This is a genomic window from Salipiger sp. HF18 (assembly GCF_011806505.1).
Lineage (GTDB): Bacteria > Pseudomonadota > Alphaproteobacteria > Rhodobacterales > Rhodobacteraceae > Salipiger > Salipiger thiooxidans.
This window is the reverse complement of record NZ_JAATOS010000020.1, coordinates 1-19,082: the sequence shown is the minus strand read 5'-3', so window position 1 is coordinate 19,082 and position 19,082 is coordinate 1. Positions and strand designations below refer to the sequence as shown.

Genomic DNA, 19,082 nt, shown 5'->3' with positions numbered 1-19,082 from the left:
ACGGACTGTCGTCCAGAATCTTTGCCCGAACCGTTCACCGGAGCTCCATCCGCATGAAAAGCATGGACAATCCCCTCCCGGCCCTATTGATCGAACGCGCGCTGCATGATCGCGGCACGACCGCGCCTAGTGCCCGAGAAAATCGCATGAATACATTCAGATCACTCAGAGATATACGGTTCGTGGCGGCCGGTGGTTCATGCTAGAGAGACGGTAGCGGCAGCCTGCCAGACGTAAAGCTTTTGGAGAGATTCGTTGAACGAAATGAGACGCATACAGCCAGGCGTTGCGACTTCTTCCACCGCCCCGGATGACGATGTCATCGATCTGGGCGCACTTGTCTCGACCATCTGGAGAGGCAAGTTCGTCATCCTCGCGGCTCTCCTGCTCGCCGTCTTCATCGGTGGCATCTACGCCTACGTCCTCGCGACACCGATGTTCCGCTCCACGGCCGTGGTGATGCTCAACAACCGCGAAGAGCAGGTCGTCGACATCGGCAATGTCATCAGCGGGCTCGGCTCGGACCGGGCGGTCCTCAATACCGAGGTCGAGGTGCTGAAGAGCCGCGTGCTGCTGGGCAAGGTCGTCGACGAGCTGGACCTGATCGAGGACCCCGAGTTCAACAAGGCGTTGCGTCCGCCGAGCGCGCTGTCCAAAACCAAGACCTTCGTCAGGGACCTGATCAGCCCCACTCCCGAAACCCCCGGCGGGCTAAACCGGGACACCCGCCAGCGCGAAGGGACCATCGACTCGCTTCTCGCGGCGCTGAGCATCCGTAACGTCCCGGACAGCCTGGTCTTTCAGGTCACGGTGGAAACCACCAATCCCGCGAAATCGACCCGCATCGCCGACACGATGGTGGATCTCTACATTCTGAACCAGCTCGAGGTGAAGTTCGAGGCCACCGAGCAGGCCACGACCTGGCTCACGGACCGGGTCACCGACCTGCAGGTCTCGCTGGAGGAAGCCGAGGGCAAGGTCACCGACTTCCGCGCCGGCACGGCGCTGGTCAGCCCCGAGGCGCTCGCCGGGCTCGAGGTCCAGGTCAAGGAGACCCGCGACAGGATCGAAGGCACCGAGACCGCGCAGCAGACCGCCCAGACCCGGCTTGCCGCGCTGGAGGCGGCCGAAACACCCGAGGCCCGGGTCGAGGCGTCGGGCGATCTGCAGCTGCAGCGTCTGCTCCCGAGACTGGACGAACCCGGCATCGCCCAGGCCTTCGACACACGCTACGAGCAGATCGTCGCCCGTCAGCGGGCCGACCTTTCGCGCAGCGAGTCGCAGCTCCAGACGCTGCGGACCTCGCTCACCACGCTCGAGCAGCAGACCGAACAGCAGAGCCAGGATCTCATCACCCTGCAGCAGCTCACACGCGAGGCCGAGGCGAGCCGCCTGCTCTACGAATACTTCCTCGCACGTCTCAAGGAGACCTCCGCCCAGCAGGGGATCCAGCAGGCGGACAGCCGCGTGATCTCGCCCGCCGTGACCCCGCTCCGTCCCTCCACACCGCGCAAGCCTCTGATCCTCGCCGTGGCCGCACTGCTCGGACTGATAGCCGGCACCGCCCTGATCCTGATCCGCGAAGCCCGTAATCGCTCCTTCCGCAACGCCGAACAGCTCGAGACCAGCACCGGCCACGCGGTCATCGGGCAGGTGCCGCTGATCCAGGCCAAGCGGCGCCTCGATGCCATCGCCTATCTCAAGGAAAAGCCCTCCTCGGCCGCCGCGGAATCGATCCGCAACCTGCGCACCTCGGTGATGCTGTCCAACGTGGACATGCCGCCAAAGGTGATCATGACCAGCTCTTCGCTCTCGGGCGAGGGCAAGACCACCATCGCCCTGTCGCTGTCGCTGAACTTCGCGACCATGGGCAAGAAGGTGCTGCTGATCGAGGGCGACATCCGGCGCCGGGTGTTCGGCCAGTACCTGAAGACCGAGCAGAAGGACGGCATCGTCTCGGTTCTGACCGGGACGAAGAGCTTCGACGACGTGGTGATCCACGACGACCTGCTCGACGCCGATGTGCTGCTCGGTGACAAGGGGCAGGCCAACGCCGCCGACATCTTCTCGTCGGAGCGGTTCGCCAACCTGCTGAACGATCTGCGCCGCCGCTACGACATTATCATCATCGACACGCCGCCGGTGCTGATCGTGCCGGATGCCCGGGTGATCGCGCAGCATGTCGACGCCACGGTCTTCGTGGTCCGCTGGGACCGCACCTCGCGCGAGCAGGTGCAGGGCGCGCTGCGCGAGTTCGAGAGCGTCGGCAAGCCGGTCAGCGGCCTGGTGCTGAACCAGATCAACCCGCGCGGCATGAAGCGCTATGGCTACGGCAACAACTACGGACCCTATTCGGCCTACGGATCCAAGTACTACCTGAACTGACCGCTCACGCGGCTCCGGAAACGGAAAACCCCGCCTGGCCTGATGGCCGGGCGGGGTTTTCTCTTGTCCATCCGCCGCCCCCGGAAGGGGGCGCCGCCAGCGTCAGTTCAACGTCTGGGCCGCGGCGGTGTTGATCAGCGACGGGGTGATCTGGGTGATCACGCGGTTCCACTTGGTCACCGGCTGCTCGGCCACGAAGATCACGTCGTTGGGACGCAGCTGGAAGCGGGTGGCGAGCAGGAAGTTCGCCGCGTTCCGGCCATCGAGCTGCCAGGCGGTGAGCGCCCCGAACTCCCGCGGATCGGGCGAGCCGCGCAGCACGTAGATCTCGGCCACGTTGCCGGTGCGGGTCGGCACGCCGGAGCTGGAATAAAGCGCGTCGGCCAGCGACGCGGTCTTGCCGAAGGGCAGCGGGTAGCGCGACTGCTCCCCGACTTCACCGGCGAGATAGACGTAGTCGCGATCCACGGAATCGAGCTCGAGCCGCGTCATGTAGTTGCTCCGCGCCTCGGTCAGGGAACCGCGGCGGATGTTGACCTCGGCCTCGAGTTCGTTCAGCGCGGCCTGTCGTGCGTTCTGCTGGAACTCGGCGAGACGGATCTGCTCGGCGAAATAGGCCTGCGCCAGGTCGAGTTCGTATTCGGTGTCGACGAAAACGGCATCCCCATCCACCAGCTGGACCCGGGCGAGGCTGCGGTCGGAATAGAGCTCGCGCAGCGGGATCTGGTAGATCGTGCCGTCGCGGTAGATCCGCACCGAGGCGTAATCCAGATCCTGTGCAGTGACGCCGCCGGCCGCCGACAACGCCGCGTCGAGATAGAGCGGCGTCAGCGTGATCGGTGCCACGGTCGGCTGTGCCACGGCACCGCCGATCGAGACCCGCTTCGAGTTGAACTGCGAGACCTCGAGGCTGAAGGTCGGGTCGATCTGGTTCTCCACCAGACGCTGGAACAGCCGGCTCTCGGCTTCCTCGAGCGTCATGCCCGAGACCTGCACCCGACCGACGTTGGGAATGGCGATCGCACCGTCATCCTGCACTGTGTAGCCCTGCCGCGCGTTCGACGCGGCCAGCAGCCCGGTCAGCTGCTCGACGGTCGAACCCACCTGCGGCGTGGCCAGCAGCAGCACGTCACCGACCCCGATGGTATAGGGCATATCGGGCAGCGCCGGCGGAACCCGCGTCTCGAGGGCGCCCGGGCGGTTCTGGTAGTCGATCACCGGCTCGGGCGTGGCGCCCGCGCCACGCGGCGTGCGGTCGCCTCCGGCGGTGGCGAAGAAGACGCCCGGGAGCTCCTTCGGGCTGTAGGTGGAGCGGTTCGCCACCATCACGCTTTCAGGGGTGATTTCCAGCACCCGGACCTTGCTGTCCGCCCCGCCGATCATCGGATTCACCGACGGCGACTGATAGGCGACGCCGCATGCGCTCAGCATCAAGGTCCCGATAACCGCCAGGCTGCCAAACACCTGTCTGCTCATGTCCTGTCCCCGTTCATGTCCTGTCTTCCAGGGTTATTGTCCTGCGTCGCAGCGTAATTGCCTTTGTTCGGGCTGACCATGCTCCGGCACGTGAAAAGGGCGAACCCCGTGGAGGTTCGCCCTTTTTGTTCTCAACCTGTGGCCGATTTGACGACCTGCTCCGAATGGCCGGATCAGTTGTTCGTCGTCGTGGTGGTCGTCGTGGAGGACGAGCCGTTGCTGTTGCCGCCCGAGAGAATGAGGCCCGCGCCAGCCGTACCGGCGATGATCAGGGCGATCTGCTCCGGGGTGAGGTTTGCGAAATCCGGACCCTGGGTCGAGATCACCGGGCTCTTGCTCTGCACACCCTCTGCGTGCACGGCAGGGGCGAGGGCGAAAAGGCTGGCCGCAGCAAGCCCGAGAATGGTCTTCGAGGTCATGTCTTTTCTCCTGGAAAAACTTGGTTCAGATCTAACAGCCTGCAGTTTTTTCTGCAAATGCGAAGTAACCCTGCGGCAAGAAATGTCCAGTGCGACACTCGGAAAGGTGGTTTTCTAGTCACTCAACCTTTCATATTCCAGATATCCGAGCGGCTCGCCCGCCCATTGCCGGGCCCGGACGATGGTGCCGCGGCCCGAAAGCCAGTAGCGATTCTCGAAGACCCGCTCGACGCCGGTGCAGGTCTCGTCGATCTGGGTGGCCTGGACCTGAGTCAGGTAGGCGCCGACCGCGACCCGTTCGGGCCGCTGCGCGTAGTCGCAGACATAGCTTTCCGCGACGATGTGATTCTCGCCGTCGAGCATGCGGTGGATGCGCACCGCCTGCGTCCGGCGCCCCGCCAGCGCCTCGTGCACCTCGCCGAGATCGGCGTTCATCAGGTCGCCGCCAAGCCCGCGCGTCCCCGACAGCACGCCGTCCTGCAGCAGCAGGAACTCGTTGTTCACCGACAGCCAGGTGACCGTGTCGCCGTTGCGCTCTTCGGCGAAGAAGGGCGATTCCACGTTCTCCCGGCCCGGCACCGTCAGCAGGATGGTCGGCCGGCCGATCTGCGCCAGCACCTCCGGCGTAAGCGCCGCGCGCACGTCCTGGGCTTCTTCCTGGCCCCCGAGCAGCGAGCCGACGGTCGCCCCCCAGTATTCCGAGAACTGGTTCTGTGGGCCGCAGCCGGCGATCAGGAGCGCCGCGAGCAGCGGCAGCGTCGGCAGAAATCTCATCGCCAGAACCGTCCCCATTCGTTCTGCAGCTCGGGCTGCTGGTAGGCCCGCACCTGCTCGTAGAGACGGGTGTTCATCTCGAGCCGCGCGCCGCCGTCGCGCTGGATCGGCCGGATGGTGCGGGTGATCGCGAGATCCGAACGCGAGCCGGTGATCGCCGAGAGCGGGATGTGGAAGCGCACGCCCTTGTCGAAGGAGCCCTCGCCGAAATCGTCGAAGGAGACGTCGGTGAAGGTGGCGAAGGCGCCGATGCGGATGCCGTTGTCGAATTCGCGGTCGATGCCGATGGTGGCGCCCCAGTCCTCGGCGAGGTAGCGGCCCACGTCCACCTGGTAGTGGAAGTCGGCCGGCGCGTCGTAATAGGCCGAGGCATGGCCGGTCACCACGTCGTAGTCGAGGAAGCCGAGCCCCTGCTCGTATTCGCGCTGCTTGGCGTAGTTGACCTCGAGCCCGAGCCCGAGACGGCTGTCCGCGGGTTTCCACAGGATCTCGCCCGAGAGGCCGCCGAACATCGGCTCGAAATAGCCTGCGGTGACCCGGCCGAAGAGATCCTCGCCGGGGCGGAAATACTTGGTCGCGGTGAGGTTGGAGACGGTGAAATCCGCCGCCCCCGCATAGAGATTCGCATCCGATCGCACGTGCGGCAGGATCGAGTCCGACCCCGGCAGCCCGCTGATGTTCTCGGCGAGAGACTGCTGGACGCTGCCCTCGAACACCAGCCCCTGCACCGGCTCGAAGCTGCCGGCCAGTTGCAGGCCGAAGGCCAGGCGCAGCGGGTTCTCGGGGTCGAAATAGGCGGCGCTCAGATAGGGGCCGAAGCTCCAGTCGTATCGCGGGAAGGCGCCCTCGGGGATGCCGGTGGCGGCCCTCGGCCCGGAATCCTCGATCCGCGCCCGGGCGAAGCTCTGCCACGAGCCGTCGGGGGCGTGCTCGAGCTCCTCGAGGTCGCTGCGGTTCACCGTCACCGTCGAGACCGGCATGCCGCCGGGGGTGACGAGGGTGATCTCGAAGCGCTCGACCGAGGCCGGCATGAGCTGGGTCATGATGCGGGCGGTGCGGCCCACCGCCTGCGCCGGGTAGACCTGCGTGCCGGTGCGCACCGAGGTGCGCGCGGTGCGGGCGTCGACGGTAAAGGACTCGAGCACCATGCCGTCGGCGGCGAGGAAGCTCTGCATGTCCCCGCGCAGGATCCGCGTGGCGCCGGCCTGCTGCGTCCAGCCCAGATCGGCGGCGCTTCCCGGCGCCCGCACCTGCACCGCCCGCGGCGCCTGGTCGAGCCCGCCGGGGTAGTCGTTCGGGGTCTTGGGATTGAAGGTGTAGGTCAGGTTCACCGCGAAGGTCGTGCCATACAGCCACGCGGCCGTGACGTCGAAATTATCCTTCAACCGGTAGCTGGCGCCGAAGTTGAAGGACGATTCGCGCTCGAACCCCATCGCCTGGGTCTCGATCTCGTAGGCATCCGAGGAATATTCCGCCGAAAGCATCAGGCGATCGGTGGCAGCGTATTGCAGACCACCGAAGAGCGCTGCATCGCCACGGAACCAGTGCTCGGTATCCAGCTTGCCGGTCTGGCCGATGCCCTCCCCCTCGCTGCGCGGGCGCGTCTCGAGGCTGTCGGAGAAGATGCCCAGCGGGTTGGTGAACCCGTTGTGGCTCCCGTAACGCCCCCAGCCGATGCCGCCCGTGGCCCGCAGACGACCGAAGGTCTTCGTCGCCACCACGTATTCCCCCGCGTAGATCCCGGTCCCGCCGAAATCCTGCAGACCCACGGTGACCGCAGGCATGTATCGCCCTTCTTCCGCCAGCAGATACATAAGGTCGAAGCTGCGGTCGTAATAGTCGTCGTAGTTCCGGAAATCCTGAAGGTTCACATAGCGGAACACCCCGGACAGCCGCGGCGTGATCTGGAAGTGCAGCGTCCCTCGACGGGTCTGCTCGAGCACCCCCAGCGACAAGCTCAGGTCGGCATCCCCCATCGGATGCGCCGTCGGCATGTCGAGGATCCCGGGAACGCCCATGAAACCGAGCACCGGCCGGGCCCAGGGATCTTCCTGCGGCACCGCGGGCTGCGCGCTGATCGCCAGCAGGCAAAGACCTGCGGACAGCCGCCTCGCAACCGTCGTCTTCAGGGCCGCTCGCAACCCGCCTCTCGGAATCGGCATTCCGGAACTCCGCCATTCGGCGCGTTCCCGGCCCTGCGGGATTGAACCTGCTCAATACCTGCCGGGAACCCCGGGTCGCCCCATTCTTGTAGTCTTCCCGCCATTCTCGCGGCTGCGGCGAAGAAGTTCAAATGTCGAGCGACAGGCGAAGAGCATTTCTATTCCGCCATCGTGACCATAATCCCACAAACGCCCAAGGATTGGCTCCTCGGACGTCACGTCTGCCCCTGCCCGCCGCCCGGCGCGAAAAACTCCGGAACCGTCATCGCTTCTTCGAAATCCGCCGATAGGGACATGACCATGCCCCGCCTCGCCCCTCCGGCTGCGGAAGGGCGCATGCCACCTGAACGACCACGCCACGCCACCACCACCCGAATAAAGGGCGCGGCGGCTGGACCTTGCGGCGCCGCCCGCCTAGCCTCGCCACGACGCTGGAGCCCCGCCCGGCCCCATGACCAAACACAAGGAGTCTGCCCCGGAATGGCCCCCAAATTCGGCACCAGCGGGCTGCGCGGTCTCGTGACCGAGCTGACCCCCGACCTCGTTTCCGCCCATATCCGAGCCTTTCTCGCCGCCTGCCCCAATGGCGGCGCGGTGCATGTGGGACAGGACCTGCGGCCCTCATCCCCGGCCATCGCCGAGGCGGTGATGAGCGCCATCACCGGCGCGGGGCTGACCGCCATCGACGACGGCGTGCTGCCGACACCGGCGCTGGCGCTGGCGGCGATGGGGTCGGGCCATGCAGCGGTGATGGTCACCGGCAGCCACATCCCCGCCGACCGCAACGGGCTGAAGTTCTACCTGCCCGGGGGCGAGATCTCGAAGGCCGACGAGACGGCGATCCTCGCGGCGCTCGACAGCCCCGCCCCCGATGCGGGGCAGGCCGGGGCCCGGCAGGAAACAGGCTCTGTTCCGGCGCAGGACTACGTGGCGCGCTATGCCAGAGCCTTCGGGCCCGGGGCGCTGGAAGGGCTCCGCATCGGCGTCTACCAGCACAGCTCGGTGGCCCGCGACGCCATGGTCGAGGTGGTCACCGCCCTCGGTGCCGAGGCGGTGCCGCTGGCACGATCGGAGACCTTCATCCCCGTCGACACCGAGGCGGTGGACCCCGAAACCCGCGACCAGCTCGCGGGCTGGTGCGCCGACCATAACCTCGACGCGCTGATCTCGACCGACGGCGACGCCGACCGGCCGATGGTCGCCGACGCCACGGGCCGCATCGTGCCCGGCGACGTGCTGGGCGCGCTCACCGCGCGGGCGCTCGGGGCGCAGGTGATCTGCACACCGGTCTCGTCCAACACCATGATCGGCGAGATGCCCGAGTTCGGGACGCTGCACCGCACCCGCATCGGCTCGCCCTTCGTGATCGCCGCGATGGAGGCGGTGCTGGCCGACGACCCCGCCGCCAGGGTGGTGGGCTACGAGGCCAACGGCGGCTTCCTGCTGGGCTTCACCGCCGAGGCTCCCGCGGGCCCGCTGGCGCCGCTGATGACGCGCGATTGCCTGTTGCCGATCCTCGCGCCGCTGGCGCTGGCCCGCGCCGGGGGCAAGGACCTCGCGGCACTGGTCGCCGCCCTGCCGCCGCGCTTCACCGCCGCCGACCGGCTGACCGGGGTCGAGCCCGAGACCGCGCGGGCCTTCCTCGCCGAGCTCGACGGCGACGCCGCGGCCCGGGCGGCCTTCTTCGACGGGCTGGGCGCGGAGACGGAGATCGACCGCACCGACGGGCTGCGGCTGCGCTTCGCCGGCGGCGACGTCATCCACCTGCGCCCCTCGGGCAATGCGCCGGAATTCCGCTGCTACACAGAGGCGGCGAGCCCCGCCCGCGCCGAGGACCTGCTCGCCAGCCATCTCGGGAAGCTGCGTACGCGGCTCTGATCCCGTCCGTCACCGGATCTGTCCCCGGTGACGTCACATCCGCCACGAGGGGCCGGAGCCGTTGCGTGTTTCTGCCGCACATGTGCCGCAGACGCAACTTTAGAGAGAGCACGGGCGCGCCCGCGGTTGCCACTCCCCTCCGCCCTGTTAACGGTTCCGAAAACGGATCTCCGAACCAAGAGCATCACGATGACTCCCAAAAGCATTACGCCCGTCCTCCTGTGCGGCGGCTCCGGCACGCGGCTCTGGCCGCTGTCCCGCAAATCCTACCCCAAGCAGTTCGTGCCGCTGATGGGCGAAGAGACCCTGTTCCAGGCCTCGGCGAAGCGGCTGTCGGGCACCGGCGACGCGCTCGCCTTCCAGCCGCCGCTGGTGCTGACCAATTCCGACTTCCGCTTCATCGTGACCGAGCAGCTGATGGGGATCGGACTCGACCCCGGTGCCATCCTGATCGAGCCCGAGGGCCGCAACACCGCCCCCGCGATCCTCGCCGCTGCCCTGCATGTCGCGGCAAGCGATCCGGACGCGGTGATGCTGGTGGCGCCGTCGGATCACGTGGTGCCCGATGCGGAGGCCTTCCATGCCGCCGTGGCCCAGGGCCTCGCCGCGGTCGAGGACGGCGATCTCGTGACCTTCGGCATCGCCCCCGACCGCCCCGAGACCGGCTACGGCTATCTCGAGCTGTCGGCGAAGCCCTCCGGCTCCGGCTTGCCGGTGAAGCTCTCGCGTTTCGTCGAGAAGCCCGATGCCGCCCGCGCCGAGGAGATGCTCGCCGCCGGGACCTACATGTGGAACGCCGGCATCTTCCTGTTCCGGGCCCGCGACATCATTGCCGCCTTCGAAGCGCACAGCCCGTCGCTGCTTGCCCCGGTGCAGGCCGCGCTCGCCGACGCCCTTCCCGATCTCGGCTTCCTGCGCCTCGCGCCGGGGCCGTGGAGCGGCGCCGAGGACATCTCGATCGATTACGCGGTGATGGAGCGCGCGCCGAACCTGTCGGTGGTGCCCTTTACCGCCGCGTGGTCCGACCTCGGCGGCTGGGACGCGGTCTGGCGCGACAGCGGCCCGGACGCGGCCGGCGTGGTGACCTCGGGGGGCGCCACCGCCATCGACTGCGAGGACACGCTGCTGCGCTCGGACAGCGAGCGGCTCGAGGTGGTGGGCATCGGCCTGAAGAACGTCATGGCCATCGCGATGAACGACGCGGTGCTGGTGGCCGACCTGAGCCGGGCGCAGGACGTGAAGAAGGCCGTTGACGCGCTGAAGGCGAAGGGCGCGGCGCAGGCCACGTCCTTCCCCAAGGACCACCGGCCCTGGGGCTGGGTCGAGACGCTGGTGACCGGCAGCCGCTTCCAGGTGAAGCGGATCGTCGTGCACCCCGGCGCCTCGCTGTCGCTGCAGTCGCACGTCCACCGCTCCGAACACTGGGTCGTGGTGCAGGGCACCGCGCGGGTGACCCGGGACGACGAGGTCAGCCTGCTGACCGAGAACCAGTCGATCTACCTGCCGCTCGGCTGCGTGCACCGGCTGCACAACCCCGGCAAGGTGCCGATGGCGCTGATCGAGGACGACATCGTGCGCTACGAGGATGCCTATGCGCGGAGCTGAAATGCTCCGCTTTCTGCCGGGAGGACCGGCGAGGGGTCTTCGCCGATTGAGGTCGGCATCCTCGGCGGTTAAACCGGATCTGCCGTTCCGGACGTCACGGCCAGCCACAGGCAATGCTGTGCCGGACATCGAAGACAACCTGTTTCCAAAAGGGATTTGGACATGAAGATCGCAGTCGCAGGCCTGGGCTACGTGGGGCTCTCGAACGCCGTTCTCTTGGCGCAGAACCACCCGGTCACGGCGCTGGACGTGTCGGAGGAGCGGGTCGCGCTGGTCAATGACCGCAAGAGCCCGATCGTCGATGCCGAGATCGAGGACTACCTCGCCAACCGCACGCTCGACCTCACGGCCACCACCGATCCCGAGAAGGCCTATGTCGACGCCGACTACGTCATCGTCGCCACCCCCACCAACTACGACACCAGGTCGAACTACTTCGACACCTCCAGCGTCGAGGCGGTGATCCGCCAGGTGATCGCGGTCAATCCCCGCGCCACCATCGTCATCAAGTCGACCATCCCCGTGGGCTACGTGCGCAGCGTCCGCCGCGAGCTGGAGACCGACCAGGTGATCTTCTCGCCGGAATTCCTCCGCGAGGGCCGGGCGCTCTACGACAACCTCCACCCCTCGCGCATCATCGTGGGCGAGCGCTCGGAGCGCGCCAGGGTCTTTGCCGACCTGCTGCTCGAGGGCGCCGTCACCAAGGAGGTCGAGGTTCTCTTCACCGACCCCGACGAGGCCGAGGCGATCAAGCTCTTCGCCAACACCTACCTCGCCATGCGGGTGGCCTTCTTCAACGAGCTCGACAGCTACGCGCTGGCGGGGGGCATGGACAGCCGCCAGATCATCGACGGCATCAGCCTCGATCCGCGCATCGGCGGGCATTACAACAACCCCTCCTTCGGCTACGGCGGCTACTGCCTGCCCAAGGACACCAAGCAGCTCCTGGCCAACTACAGCCACGTGCCGCAGAACCTGATCCGCGCCATCGTCGACGCCAACCGCACGCGGAAGGACTTCCTGTCGGACCAGATCCTGATGCGCGGGCCCAAGGTGGTGGGCATCTACCGGCTGGTGATGAAGGCGGGCTCGGACAACTTCCGCCAGAGCTCGATCCAGGGGATCATGAAGCGGCTCAAGGCCAAGGGCATCGAGGTCATCGTCTACGAGCCGGTGCTGCAGGAGCCCGACTTCTTCAACAGCCGCGTCGTGAACGATCTCGAGGCCTTCAAGGCCGAGGCCGATCTCATCGTCGCCAACCGCCTGACCGACGAGATCACCGACGTCTCGGACAAGGTCTTCACCCGCGATTTGTTTGGAGCTGACTGACGAGACCGCCTGCGGCGCCCCTGCGGCCCTGCGGATACAGCCTGCCCGACGCGTTGCATGCGACGCGTCGGCACGCTTGCCATGACCTGCGGGAAGCGGGTATTCCGCCCGGGCACTAAGCCTGTGTAAAGGCTTTGCGTATAGGAAGGCGGCGCCCGCGGGGCGCTGTCCGGAGGCGATACGGGGCAGCACCGGCGCGCGGCGACCACAGTACGGGCGCCGTACGGACAAAACCCCGCCCTTTCGGTTCCCCATCCGCCCCGGACGGCGCGGCCCCTGCGGCACGGCCCACCGGTGATCCGCACTGGCACGGGCCCGGACGACACCCACGGGAACGGGCGGCCCCGCGCCGCCTCTTCCCATCCCGGCCCGCCGCGGCCCGCGCAGACCGGACCACCCGACCCATTCAGACCACCCAGACCCAGAAGCAACAGGCCCCATGTCCACCGTCACCGAAACCTCCGACGCCGCCGCCCGCGCCTCCACCGACTCCAGCATCGCCGTGGGCGACCATTTCCACGGCACCATCGGCGCCCGGGGCGACGAGGACTGGGTCGCCGTCACGCTCGAGGCCGGGCGCACCTACAGCTTCGCCATGGGCGGCATCGGCGCGCTCGGGGACGGGCTGAACGACAGCCTGCTCGCGCTCTACGACAGCAGCGGCACGCGGGTCGCCCGCGACGACGACAGCGGCCCCGGCAGCGACAGCGCCTTCACCTACACCACCGGCGCCAGCGGCACCTACTACATCGTGGCCGGTGCCTATGGCGGCAGCGGCACCGGCGCCTACGGCCTCTCGGTCAGCGCGGGCACCACCCCGAGCTACGACACCGCCATGGCCGCCGGCGCCCTGCTGCGCGACGATCTCGCCTGGACCTCGACCGCGGGCCAGGGCGTCACCGTCACCTGGGGCATCCGCGCCAGCGGCCAGCCGCAGGACGCCGCCGGCAACGCCGCGGGCTTCGCCACGCTGAGCACCGCCCAGGCGGCCGCCGCGGCCGAGGCCATCGCGCTCTATTCCGGCGTCAGCGGGCTCGACCTCCGCCAGGTGACCCCCGGCGGCACCACCAACAACGCCACCATCCTCTTCGGCGCCTACAGCTCGGAATACGACGGCGCCGGCGCCTATGCCTATTTCCCCGGCCCCACCTCCTCGGGCTCGCCCGCGGGCGACGTCTGGATCAACAACGCCTCGGTCTCGGCGGATTCGCTGCCGGTGGGCTCCTTCGACCATTTCGTGCTCCTGCACGAGCTCGGCCACGCGGTCGGCCTGTCGCACCCGGGCGACTACAACGCCACCGCCGGCGGCGTCATCACCTATGGCGACCAGGCCGCCTATCTCGAGGATTCCTACCAGTACTCGGTGATGAGCTACTTCGACGAGAGCAACACCACCTCGTCCATCGGCGGCTACCCCGACACCCTGCTGCTGCACGACATCCAGGCTCTGCAGCAGCTCTACGGGGTGAACTACGGCTACCACGCCGGCGATTCCGTCTACGGCTTCAACAGCACCCTGGGCGGCGCCTACGACTTCTCGCAGAACAGCGACCCGTTCCTGTCGATCTGGGACGGCGGCGGCCGTGACAGGCTCGACGTGTCGGGCTTCGGCGGCAACCAGTTCATCACCCTGGTCGAGGGCGAATTCTCGGACATCGGCGGCTACCGCGGCAACGTCTCCATCGCCCATGGCGCCGGGATCGAGGAGGCGGTCGGCGGCAGCGGCGACGACACGCTGCAGGGCAACGCGCTCGACAACACCCTGCTCGGCGGCGGCCACGACGACCTGATCCGCGGCGGCGACGGCAACGACACCATCGACGGCGAGGGCGGCGCCGACAGCATCGACGGCGACGCCGGGCACGACCTGCTGACCGGCGGCAGCGGCGACGACCTGATCCGCGGCGGCACCGGAGCCGACACCATCGACGGCAGCGGCGGCGACGACACGCTCTACGGCGACAGCTCGACCGACCTGATCTACGGCGGGCTCGACAACGACCTGATCGCCGGCGGCACCGGCTCGGACACCATCTACGGCGACGCCGGCGACGACAGCCTCTACGGCAACACCGCCTTCGACACGATCTACGGCGGCGACGGCGACGATTTCATCAGCTCCGGCGACGGCGCGGATTTCGTCGACGGCGGCGCCGGCAGCGACATGATCTACGGCCGCAGCGGCGTCGACCTGCTGCACGGCGGCGGCGACAACGATTCCATGTGGGGCAGCGAAGGCGACGACGTCATGTACGGCGACGCCGGCAACGACTACCTCTCGGGCGGCTCGGCGCTGGACCGGCTGCAAGGCGGCGACGGCAACGACACGCTCTACGGCAACTTCGGCGAGGACCAGCTCTGGGGCGACGCCGGCAATGACGAGCTCTACGGCGGCAGCGGCTACGACACCCTGCGCGGCGGTGATGGCAACGACACGCTGCTGGGGATGGAGGGGAAGGACTGGCTGTTCGGCGGCGCCGGCAACGACCTGCTGCGCGGCGGCACCAATTACGATAGCTTCGTCTTCGACGTCGGCCACGACAACGACGAGATCTCGGATTTCGACGAGCGCGGCGATGCGCTGCAGCTCTCCACCGCACTGACCGGCGGGCTGACGGACGCGGACGCGATCCTCTCGGCCTACGGCAGCGACGCGGCCGGGGTGGTCCTGCTCGATTTCGGCGGGGGCGACAGCATCCTGTTCTCGAACCTGACCGAGCTTTCGGTGCTGGCCGACAACATCTTCACCTTCGCCTGACCCGGGATGACCCGGTGCGGCATGGCGCAGGGCCCGGGTCGGGTGGCTCGGGGGGCGGCGGGGCCGCCCCCTGCCCCGTCAGGCCTCCGGCGCCCCGTGCAGGCCGATGTAGAGCCTGAAGGCCACGAAGATGTGGTAGAAGGTCGAGGCCGGCATGTTGTCGGACAGCAGCGCCCCGTCGGCGGCGCGGCGGTCGTACCAGCCCCCCGCCACCGGCGTGTCGAGATACTGCGCCCACATCAGCTCCAGCACCGTCTCGGGATCGGCGCCTTCGGGCAGCGTCCCGCCACGGCGGCGCAGCACCAGCGCCGCCTTCAGGAACTCGGTCTGCGGCCAGGTCCGGCGGGTGCCGCAGTGCGGGTCGGAGACGTCCGGCAGCAGCCCAGACGGGTCGCGCCGGTCGAGCGCCGCGGCGAAGATCGTGGCCAGCGGCAGGCCGGTATCGACCCCCGCCACCTGCTCGAACTGGTCGACGAGGAACACCCACTCGGCCATGTGGCCCGGCTCGATCGCCTGCTCGGCCTCGGCGACCGGGGTCCAGTCCGCGTCGAAGAACTCGAGCACGCGGCCGTCGGGGGTCAGGAAGATCCCGGTGAAGAGCCCGAGACATTCCTCGGCCATGGCGCGGAAGCGCGCCTCGCCGGTGGCCTTGTAGAGCGCGGTCATCGCCTCGAAGAGGTGCATGTGCGGGTTCTGCCGGCGCGGCAGGCTGTGCCCTGCGTTCTCGTACCAGCCGCGCGGCGCCTTGAGCTTGGCAAGCTCGGCCTCGAGCCGGGCGAGATCGGCGCCCACGTCGAAGCCCGCCTCGGTCAGCGCCGCGGCGGCGAGCAGCATGAAGGCCATGTCGTAGAGATCGTGCAGCACCGTCACGATCGAGGTGTCGGGCGCCAGCCGGGCGGCAAGATGCCCCGTGACAGGGTCGAATCCATGGTCCATCGCGAAGCGGAAGAGCCGCAGCGCGAGCTCCCGGTGCGCGGGGTCGTCGGACATCACGAAGCAATAGGCCTGGCGCACCTGCACCCGCAGCCGGCGCTGCATGTCCCCGAGCGGCCGGCCGTCGTGGTCCAGCGCCTCCCACACGGTGCCGGTGGCGGCATCGACACCGGTTCCGGTCCAGAGCGGCAGCGCCGCCTCGGTCAGCCAGGCCTCGAGCCGGGCGGCGGTCTGTGCGGTCTCGGTCATTCGGGGATCTTCCTCTGGAACAGCTTCCGCCGCAGGCTGCTGCCCCGGCGCAGGACTTTCAACAGGCGAATGGGGTAGGCCCCGCTGCGCGGCGCCCAGTCGGTGGGCGCCGTCGGCCGCGGCACCGGGCGCAGCGCCGGCCCCTCGCGCTGCGGCGCGAGCGGCAGCTGCGATTCCAGCACCCCGGTCTCGACCGAGCGCATCACCGCCATGTCGCCGCGCGCCAGCAGCATCTCGAGCACCTCGCGGTCGAGCGCGGTGTCGTGCAGCCGGGCATCGGCGCCGCGGGCGTTCACGTCCGCCCCCATCAGGTCGCGGTAGTGCCGCCCCGGCTCGAACGGGTAGCGCCGCCCGCCGTCATAGAGATCGACCCCGGCAAGGATGACCTGCTCGGCGCCCATGCCATGGGCCATGAGCAGCGCGTAGGTGCCGGTCATCGGCACCTTGCCGTATTTCGCGCAAAGCGCCTCGACGGCGCGCTCCACATGGGCGTCGCGGTAGCGCATGGGCTGGAACAGGGTCGAAAACCGGCGGTTCCCGGCGGGCACGACCTTGGGGTTGAAGCTCGACCAGCCTTGCAGGTCGTAATCCTTGCGGCACTGCCAGAGCGTCTCGAACATGAAGGGCGCGACGCGCGGGTCGCCGCCCATCATGGCCAGGTCCACCCGGCGCCCGAGGTAGTAGTGGGTCTCGAAGAAGAAGTTGTTGGTGCGGATGATGAAGTCGGTCTCGAGCACCCGGCCCGGGGCAATCCGGGTCAGGGACATTCCGTTGCCGGCGACGATGACCGGGCGGGAGCTCATGGCTCAGCCGACCCGCGCCATCAGCGCGTCGCTCATGGCGCGCAGCGCGCCCTGCCCGCCCGGCAGCGGCAGCACCCAGTCCGCCACGCCCAGCACCGAGGGGTGCGCATCCGACGGGCAGGCCGAGAGCCCGGCCTTGCCGATCGGCCCGAGGTCGTTCACGTCGTTGCCCACGTAGAGCAGCTCGTCCCAGCCGAAGCCGTGCTCGGCGAGCCAGGCGTCGAGCGCGCCGACCTTGTCCTCGACCGAATGGAAGACCTCGAGCTTGAGCTTCCTGGCGCGGGCCAGGACCACCGGGTTCTGCTCCTTGGAGAGGATCATCATCTTCCAACGGCCGGCCTTGCGCATGATCTCGATGCCCATGCCATCGCCGCGCGAGGTGCGCACGGTCTCGACGCCGTTCTGGTCGGTCAGCACGAGGTTGTCGGTGTGCACCCCGTCGAAATCCATCACCACCGCGCGCACCCGGTCGAGCCGCGCCGGGTCGATCCCGGGCTGGCCGCCGGCCTGGGCGATCATCGAGCAGAGCGCAAAATCCTGCAGCGTGTCGATCTCGAGCGGCGGGTGGTCCACCGGGCAGACCGCCACGGTGCCGCAGAAGCGCTGACCGGTGCGCTCGAAGGCCTCGGCGTCGACCACGTAGATCGCGCCGCTCTCGCGGAACGACGGCGGCAGGTCCTGCCGGCGCTGGCGCTGCTGGGTCTCGTCGTGGTTGATGCCGCGCCCGAAGCCGGCCTCGTCGTAGCCCCAGAGGAAGGAATGGTCCTCGATCACCGAGAGCGCGCAATCGGCGCCCCGGGCGTCCATCGCGGCGATGCAGGCCTCGATGTCGGCGCCGGTGGTGAAGGGCGAGGTGCATTGCAGGAACACCATGCGCGCCACCCTGGGGTGGGTCTGGCGGATCACCTGCAGCGCGTGCAGCCAGCCCGATTCCGAGGTGGCGGTATCGCCGGCAAGCTCGGCCGGGCGGTCGATGATCCCGGCGCCGTGCAGCGCCGCCTCGGCGGCGATGGCGGCATCGTCGGTCGAGACGTAGGTGGCGGTCACCGAGGGCGCCTGGCAGCCGGCCCGGACGGCGCGGCCGATCAGCGACACGCCCCCCACCGGGCGCAGGTTCTTGCCCGGGACCCCCTTGGAGCCCCCGCGGGCAAGGATCACGCAGACCGTGACCCCGGCCTCATTGCTGTCAGATTGCGTCACTCGAACGGCTCCGTTTCCTGTCTTGCCGCCGGCCGCCGGGCCGGCCTCTGCCTGTGCGCGACGGTTCCGGAGCCCTCGGCCCGTCTCGGCAGAGGGACTGGCACGCCGCCGGAGGGACATGGCCCACGGTCGGCCCGGCCCGCCGGCCGTCCGCGTTGTTTACGAATCAAGGTCTACTCTGTAAATCCCCGGGCATAAACCGCCGGTTCAAGACACAAAAAATGATCTCCAGACTGAAGAAGACCCGGCTCGGGCAGGCCATCTACAAGCTCTCGCGCTCGGGCCCGCTGGGCTGGCCGGTGCTGATGCTCTCACGCGCGGCGCAGGCCGAATCCATGCAGGTCGCGCATCTCAAGCCGAGCCACCGCAAGCACAACGCCACGCAGCGCGAGATCCTCGCCGCCTTCGAGCGCGGGGTGCGCAAATGAGCGACGACAGCCCCGGCTACCGCGCCGAGATCTGGCTCTATCCGCTGGCCGAGGACGGCAGCGAGGGCGCACCGATCCGCGCCCGCCTCGGCACCGGCGCCGCCCCGCAGGCGCTTCCTGCATCGGACGCCGGGGCCGGGGCCGAGCCCGCCGGCCCCAAGCCCGTGGTCATCCTCTTCAGTGACGATTCCACCCTGTTCTTCGCCCTGCGCATGCGCGACGTGCTGCGCAACAGCGCCGAGGCCCCGCCGGTCGATCTGGTCTGGTACACCGGCGAGAACGCGCTCTCCTTCCGCCAGATGGCGCAGCTGCTGCCCGAGGGCCCGGCCTATTCGCTCGGCCCCAAGCAGCTGAGCGCGCTGACCGGCTCGGACACGGTGCGCGCCATCATCACCAGCCGCGTCTACCGCGCGCTCGGCGACGCGATCAAATCCGTCCCCTTCCGCATGAGTGCCGGGCGGCCCTGCGTGATCTCCTTCCTCGGCGGGCTCGACTTCTTCCCGCAGAACGGCTTCGCGCGGCGGCGCAACTGCGACGGCGTCTACCTGTTCCCGACCTCGAACATCGAGGCCTACCGCGAGGCGGCGCTGGAGTGGGACGACGCCTGGCAGGAGGTCGGCTTCGGCCACCCCTCCTTCCTGCGCCCCGAGGATCCGCCCGCCGACCTCGCCGCCCGCCGCGAC

Annotated in this window: 13 protein-coding genes and 1 pseudogene; 7 read left to right on the top strand and 7 right to left on the bottom strand. The window is 68.6% G+C overall.

Going from position 1 to position 19,082, the window contains the following annotated elements; all coding sequences use genetic code 11:
- Positions 1-264 precede the first annotated feature (264 nt).
- A complete protein-coding gene (locus HC022_RS04320) occupies positions 265-2,385 on the top strand; it encodes a polysaccharide biosynthesis tyrosine autokinase (protein ID WP_167451480.1) in 2,121 nt (706 codons plus the stop codon).
- A gap of 102 nt (positions 2,386-2,487) precedes the next feature.
- Here the strand turns inward: HC022_RS04320 and HC022_RS04315 are convergent, their stop codons facing one another.
- The 4 genes from HC022_RS04315 to HC022_RS04300 form a co-directional block, all read right to left on the bottom strand.
- Positions 2,488-3,816, bottom strand: a complete 1,329-nt coding sequence (locus HC022_RS04315) for a polysaccharide biosynthesis/export family protein (protein WP_254884931.1) — start codon at positions 3,814-3,816, stop codon at positions 2,488-2,490.
- A gap of 218 nt (positions 3,817-4,034) precedes the next feature.
- The gene (locus tag HC022_RS04310; protein ID WP_167451479.1) at positions 4,035-4,280 is read right to left on the bottom strand and encodes a hypothetical protein; all 246 of its coding nucleotides are present in this window, start codon (positions 4,278-4,280) and stop codon (positions 4,035-4,037) included.
- A 114-nt stretch (positions 4,281-4,394) separates the two neighbouring features.
- The gene (locus tag HC022_RS04305) at positions 4,395-5,054 is read right to left on the bottom strand and encodes a YjbF family lipoprotein (RefSeq protein WP_167451478.1); all 660 of its coding nucleotides are present in this window, start codon (positions 5,052-5,054) and stop codon (positions 4,395-4,397) included.
- Positions 5,051-7,216, bottom strand: coding sequence for a YjbH domain-containing protein (locus HC022_RS04300; protein WP_167451477.1), 2,166 nt, complete (start codon positions 7,214-7,216; stop codon positions 5,051-5,053). Before HC022_RS04300 ends, HC022_RS04305 begins: the two co-directional genes overlap by 4 nt.
- 480 nt (positions 7,217-7,696) lie before the next feature.
- Between HC022_RS04300 and HC022_RS04295 the strand changes: the two genes are divergently transcribed.
- From HC022_RS04295 to HC022_RS04280, 4 genes are all read left to right on the top strand, one after another.
- On the top strand, positions 7,697-9,094 hold the full coding sequence (locus HC022_RS04295; RefSeq protein ID WP_167451476.1) for a phosphomannomutase: 1,398 nt from the start codon (positions 7,697-7,699) through the stop codon (positions 9,092-9,094).
- Positions 9,095-9,283: 189 nt separating this feature from the next.
- A complete protein-coding gene (locus HC022_RS04290) occupies positions 9,284-10,699 on the top strand; it encodes a mannose-1-phosphate guanylyltransferase/mannose-6-phosphate isomerase (RefSeq protein ID WP_167451475.1) in 1,416 nt (471 codons plus the stop codon).
- Positions 10,700-10,861: 162 nt separating this feature from the next.
- A complete protein-coding gene (locus tag HC022_RS04285; protein WP_167451474.1) occupies positions 10,862-12,028 on the top strand; it encodes a nucleotide sugar dehydrogenase in 1,167 nt (388 codons plus the stop codon).
- Between the two features lie 439 nt (positions 12,029-12,467).
- The gene (locus HC022_RS04280; protein ID WP_167451473.1) at positions 12,468-14,786 is read left to right on the top strand and encodes a M57 family metalloprotease; all 2,319 of its coding nucleotides are present in this window, start codon (positions 12,468-12,470) and stop codon (positions 14,784-14,786) included.
- A 78-nt stretch (positions 14,787-14,864) separates the two neighbouring features.
- On the opposite strand, the gene HC022_RS04275 is transcribed toward HC022_RS04280, so the two are convergent.
- The 3 genes from HC022_RS04275 to HC022_RS04265 are packed head-to-tail and all read right to left on the bottom strand — an operon-like array spanning position 14,865 to position 17,971.
- A complete protein-coding gene (locus HC022_RS04275; RefSeq protein WP_167451472.1) occupies positions 14,865-15,968 on the bottom strand; it encodes an AGE family epimerase/isomerase in 1,104 nt (367 codons plus the stop codon).
- A complete protein-coding gene (locus HC022_RS04270) occupies positions 15,965-16,771 on the bottom strand; it encodes a hypothetical protein (RefSeq protein ID WP_167451471.1) in 807 nt (268 codons plus the stop codon). Before HC022_RS04270 ends, HC022_RS04275 begins: the two co-directional genes overlap by 4 nt.
- 3 nt (positions 16,772-16,774) lie before the next feature.
- Entirely contained in the window at positions 16,775-17,971 is a 1,197-nt protein-coding gene (locus HC022_RS04265; protein ID WP_167451470.1) for an acylneuraminate cytidylyltransferase, read from the bottom strand.
- A gap of 221 nt (positions 17,972-18,192) precedes the next feature.
- Here HC022_RS04265 and HC022_RS04260 point away from each other — a divergent pair, with 221 nt between their 5' ends.
- Together HC022_RS04260 and HC022_RS04255 are read left to right on the top strand one after the other, a co-directional pair.
- Positions 18,193-18,399 (top strand): hypothetical protein, encoded by a 207-nt coding sequence (locus HC022_RS04260; protein ID WP_008886408.1) that lies wholly within the window; start codon positions 18,193-18,195, stop codon positions 18,397-18,399.
- Positions 18,396-19,082, top strand: a pseudogene (locus HC022_RS04255) (hypothetical protein); the annotation flags it as partial. The gene HC022_RS04260 and the pseudogene HC022_RS04255, both read left to right, overlap by 4 nt.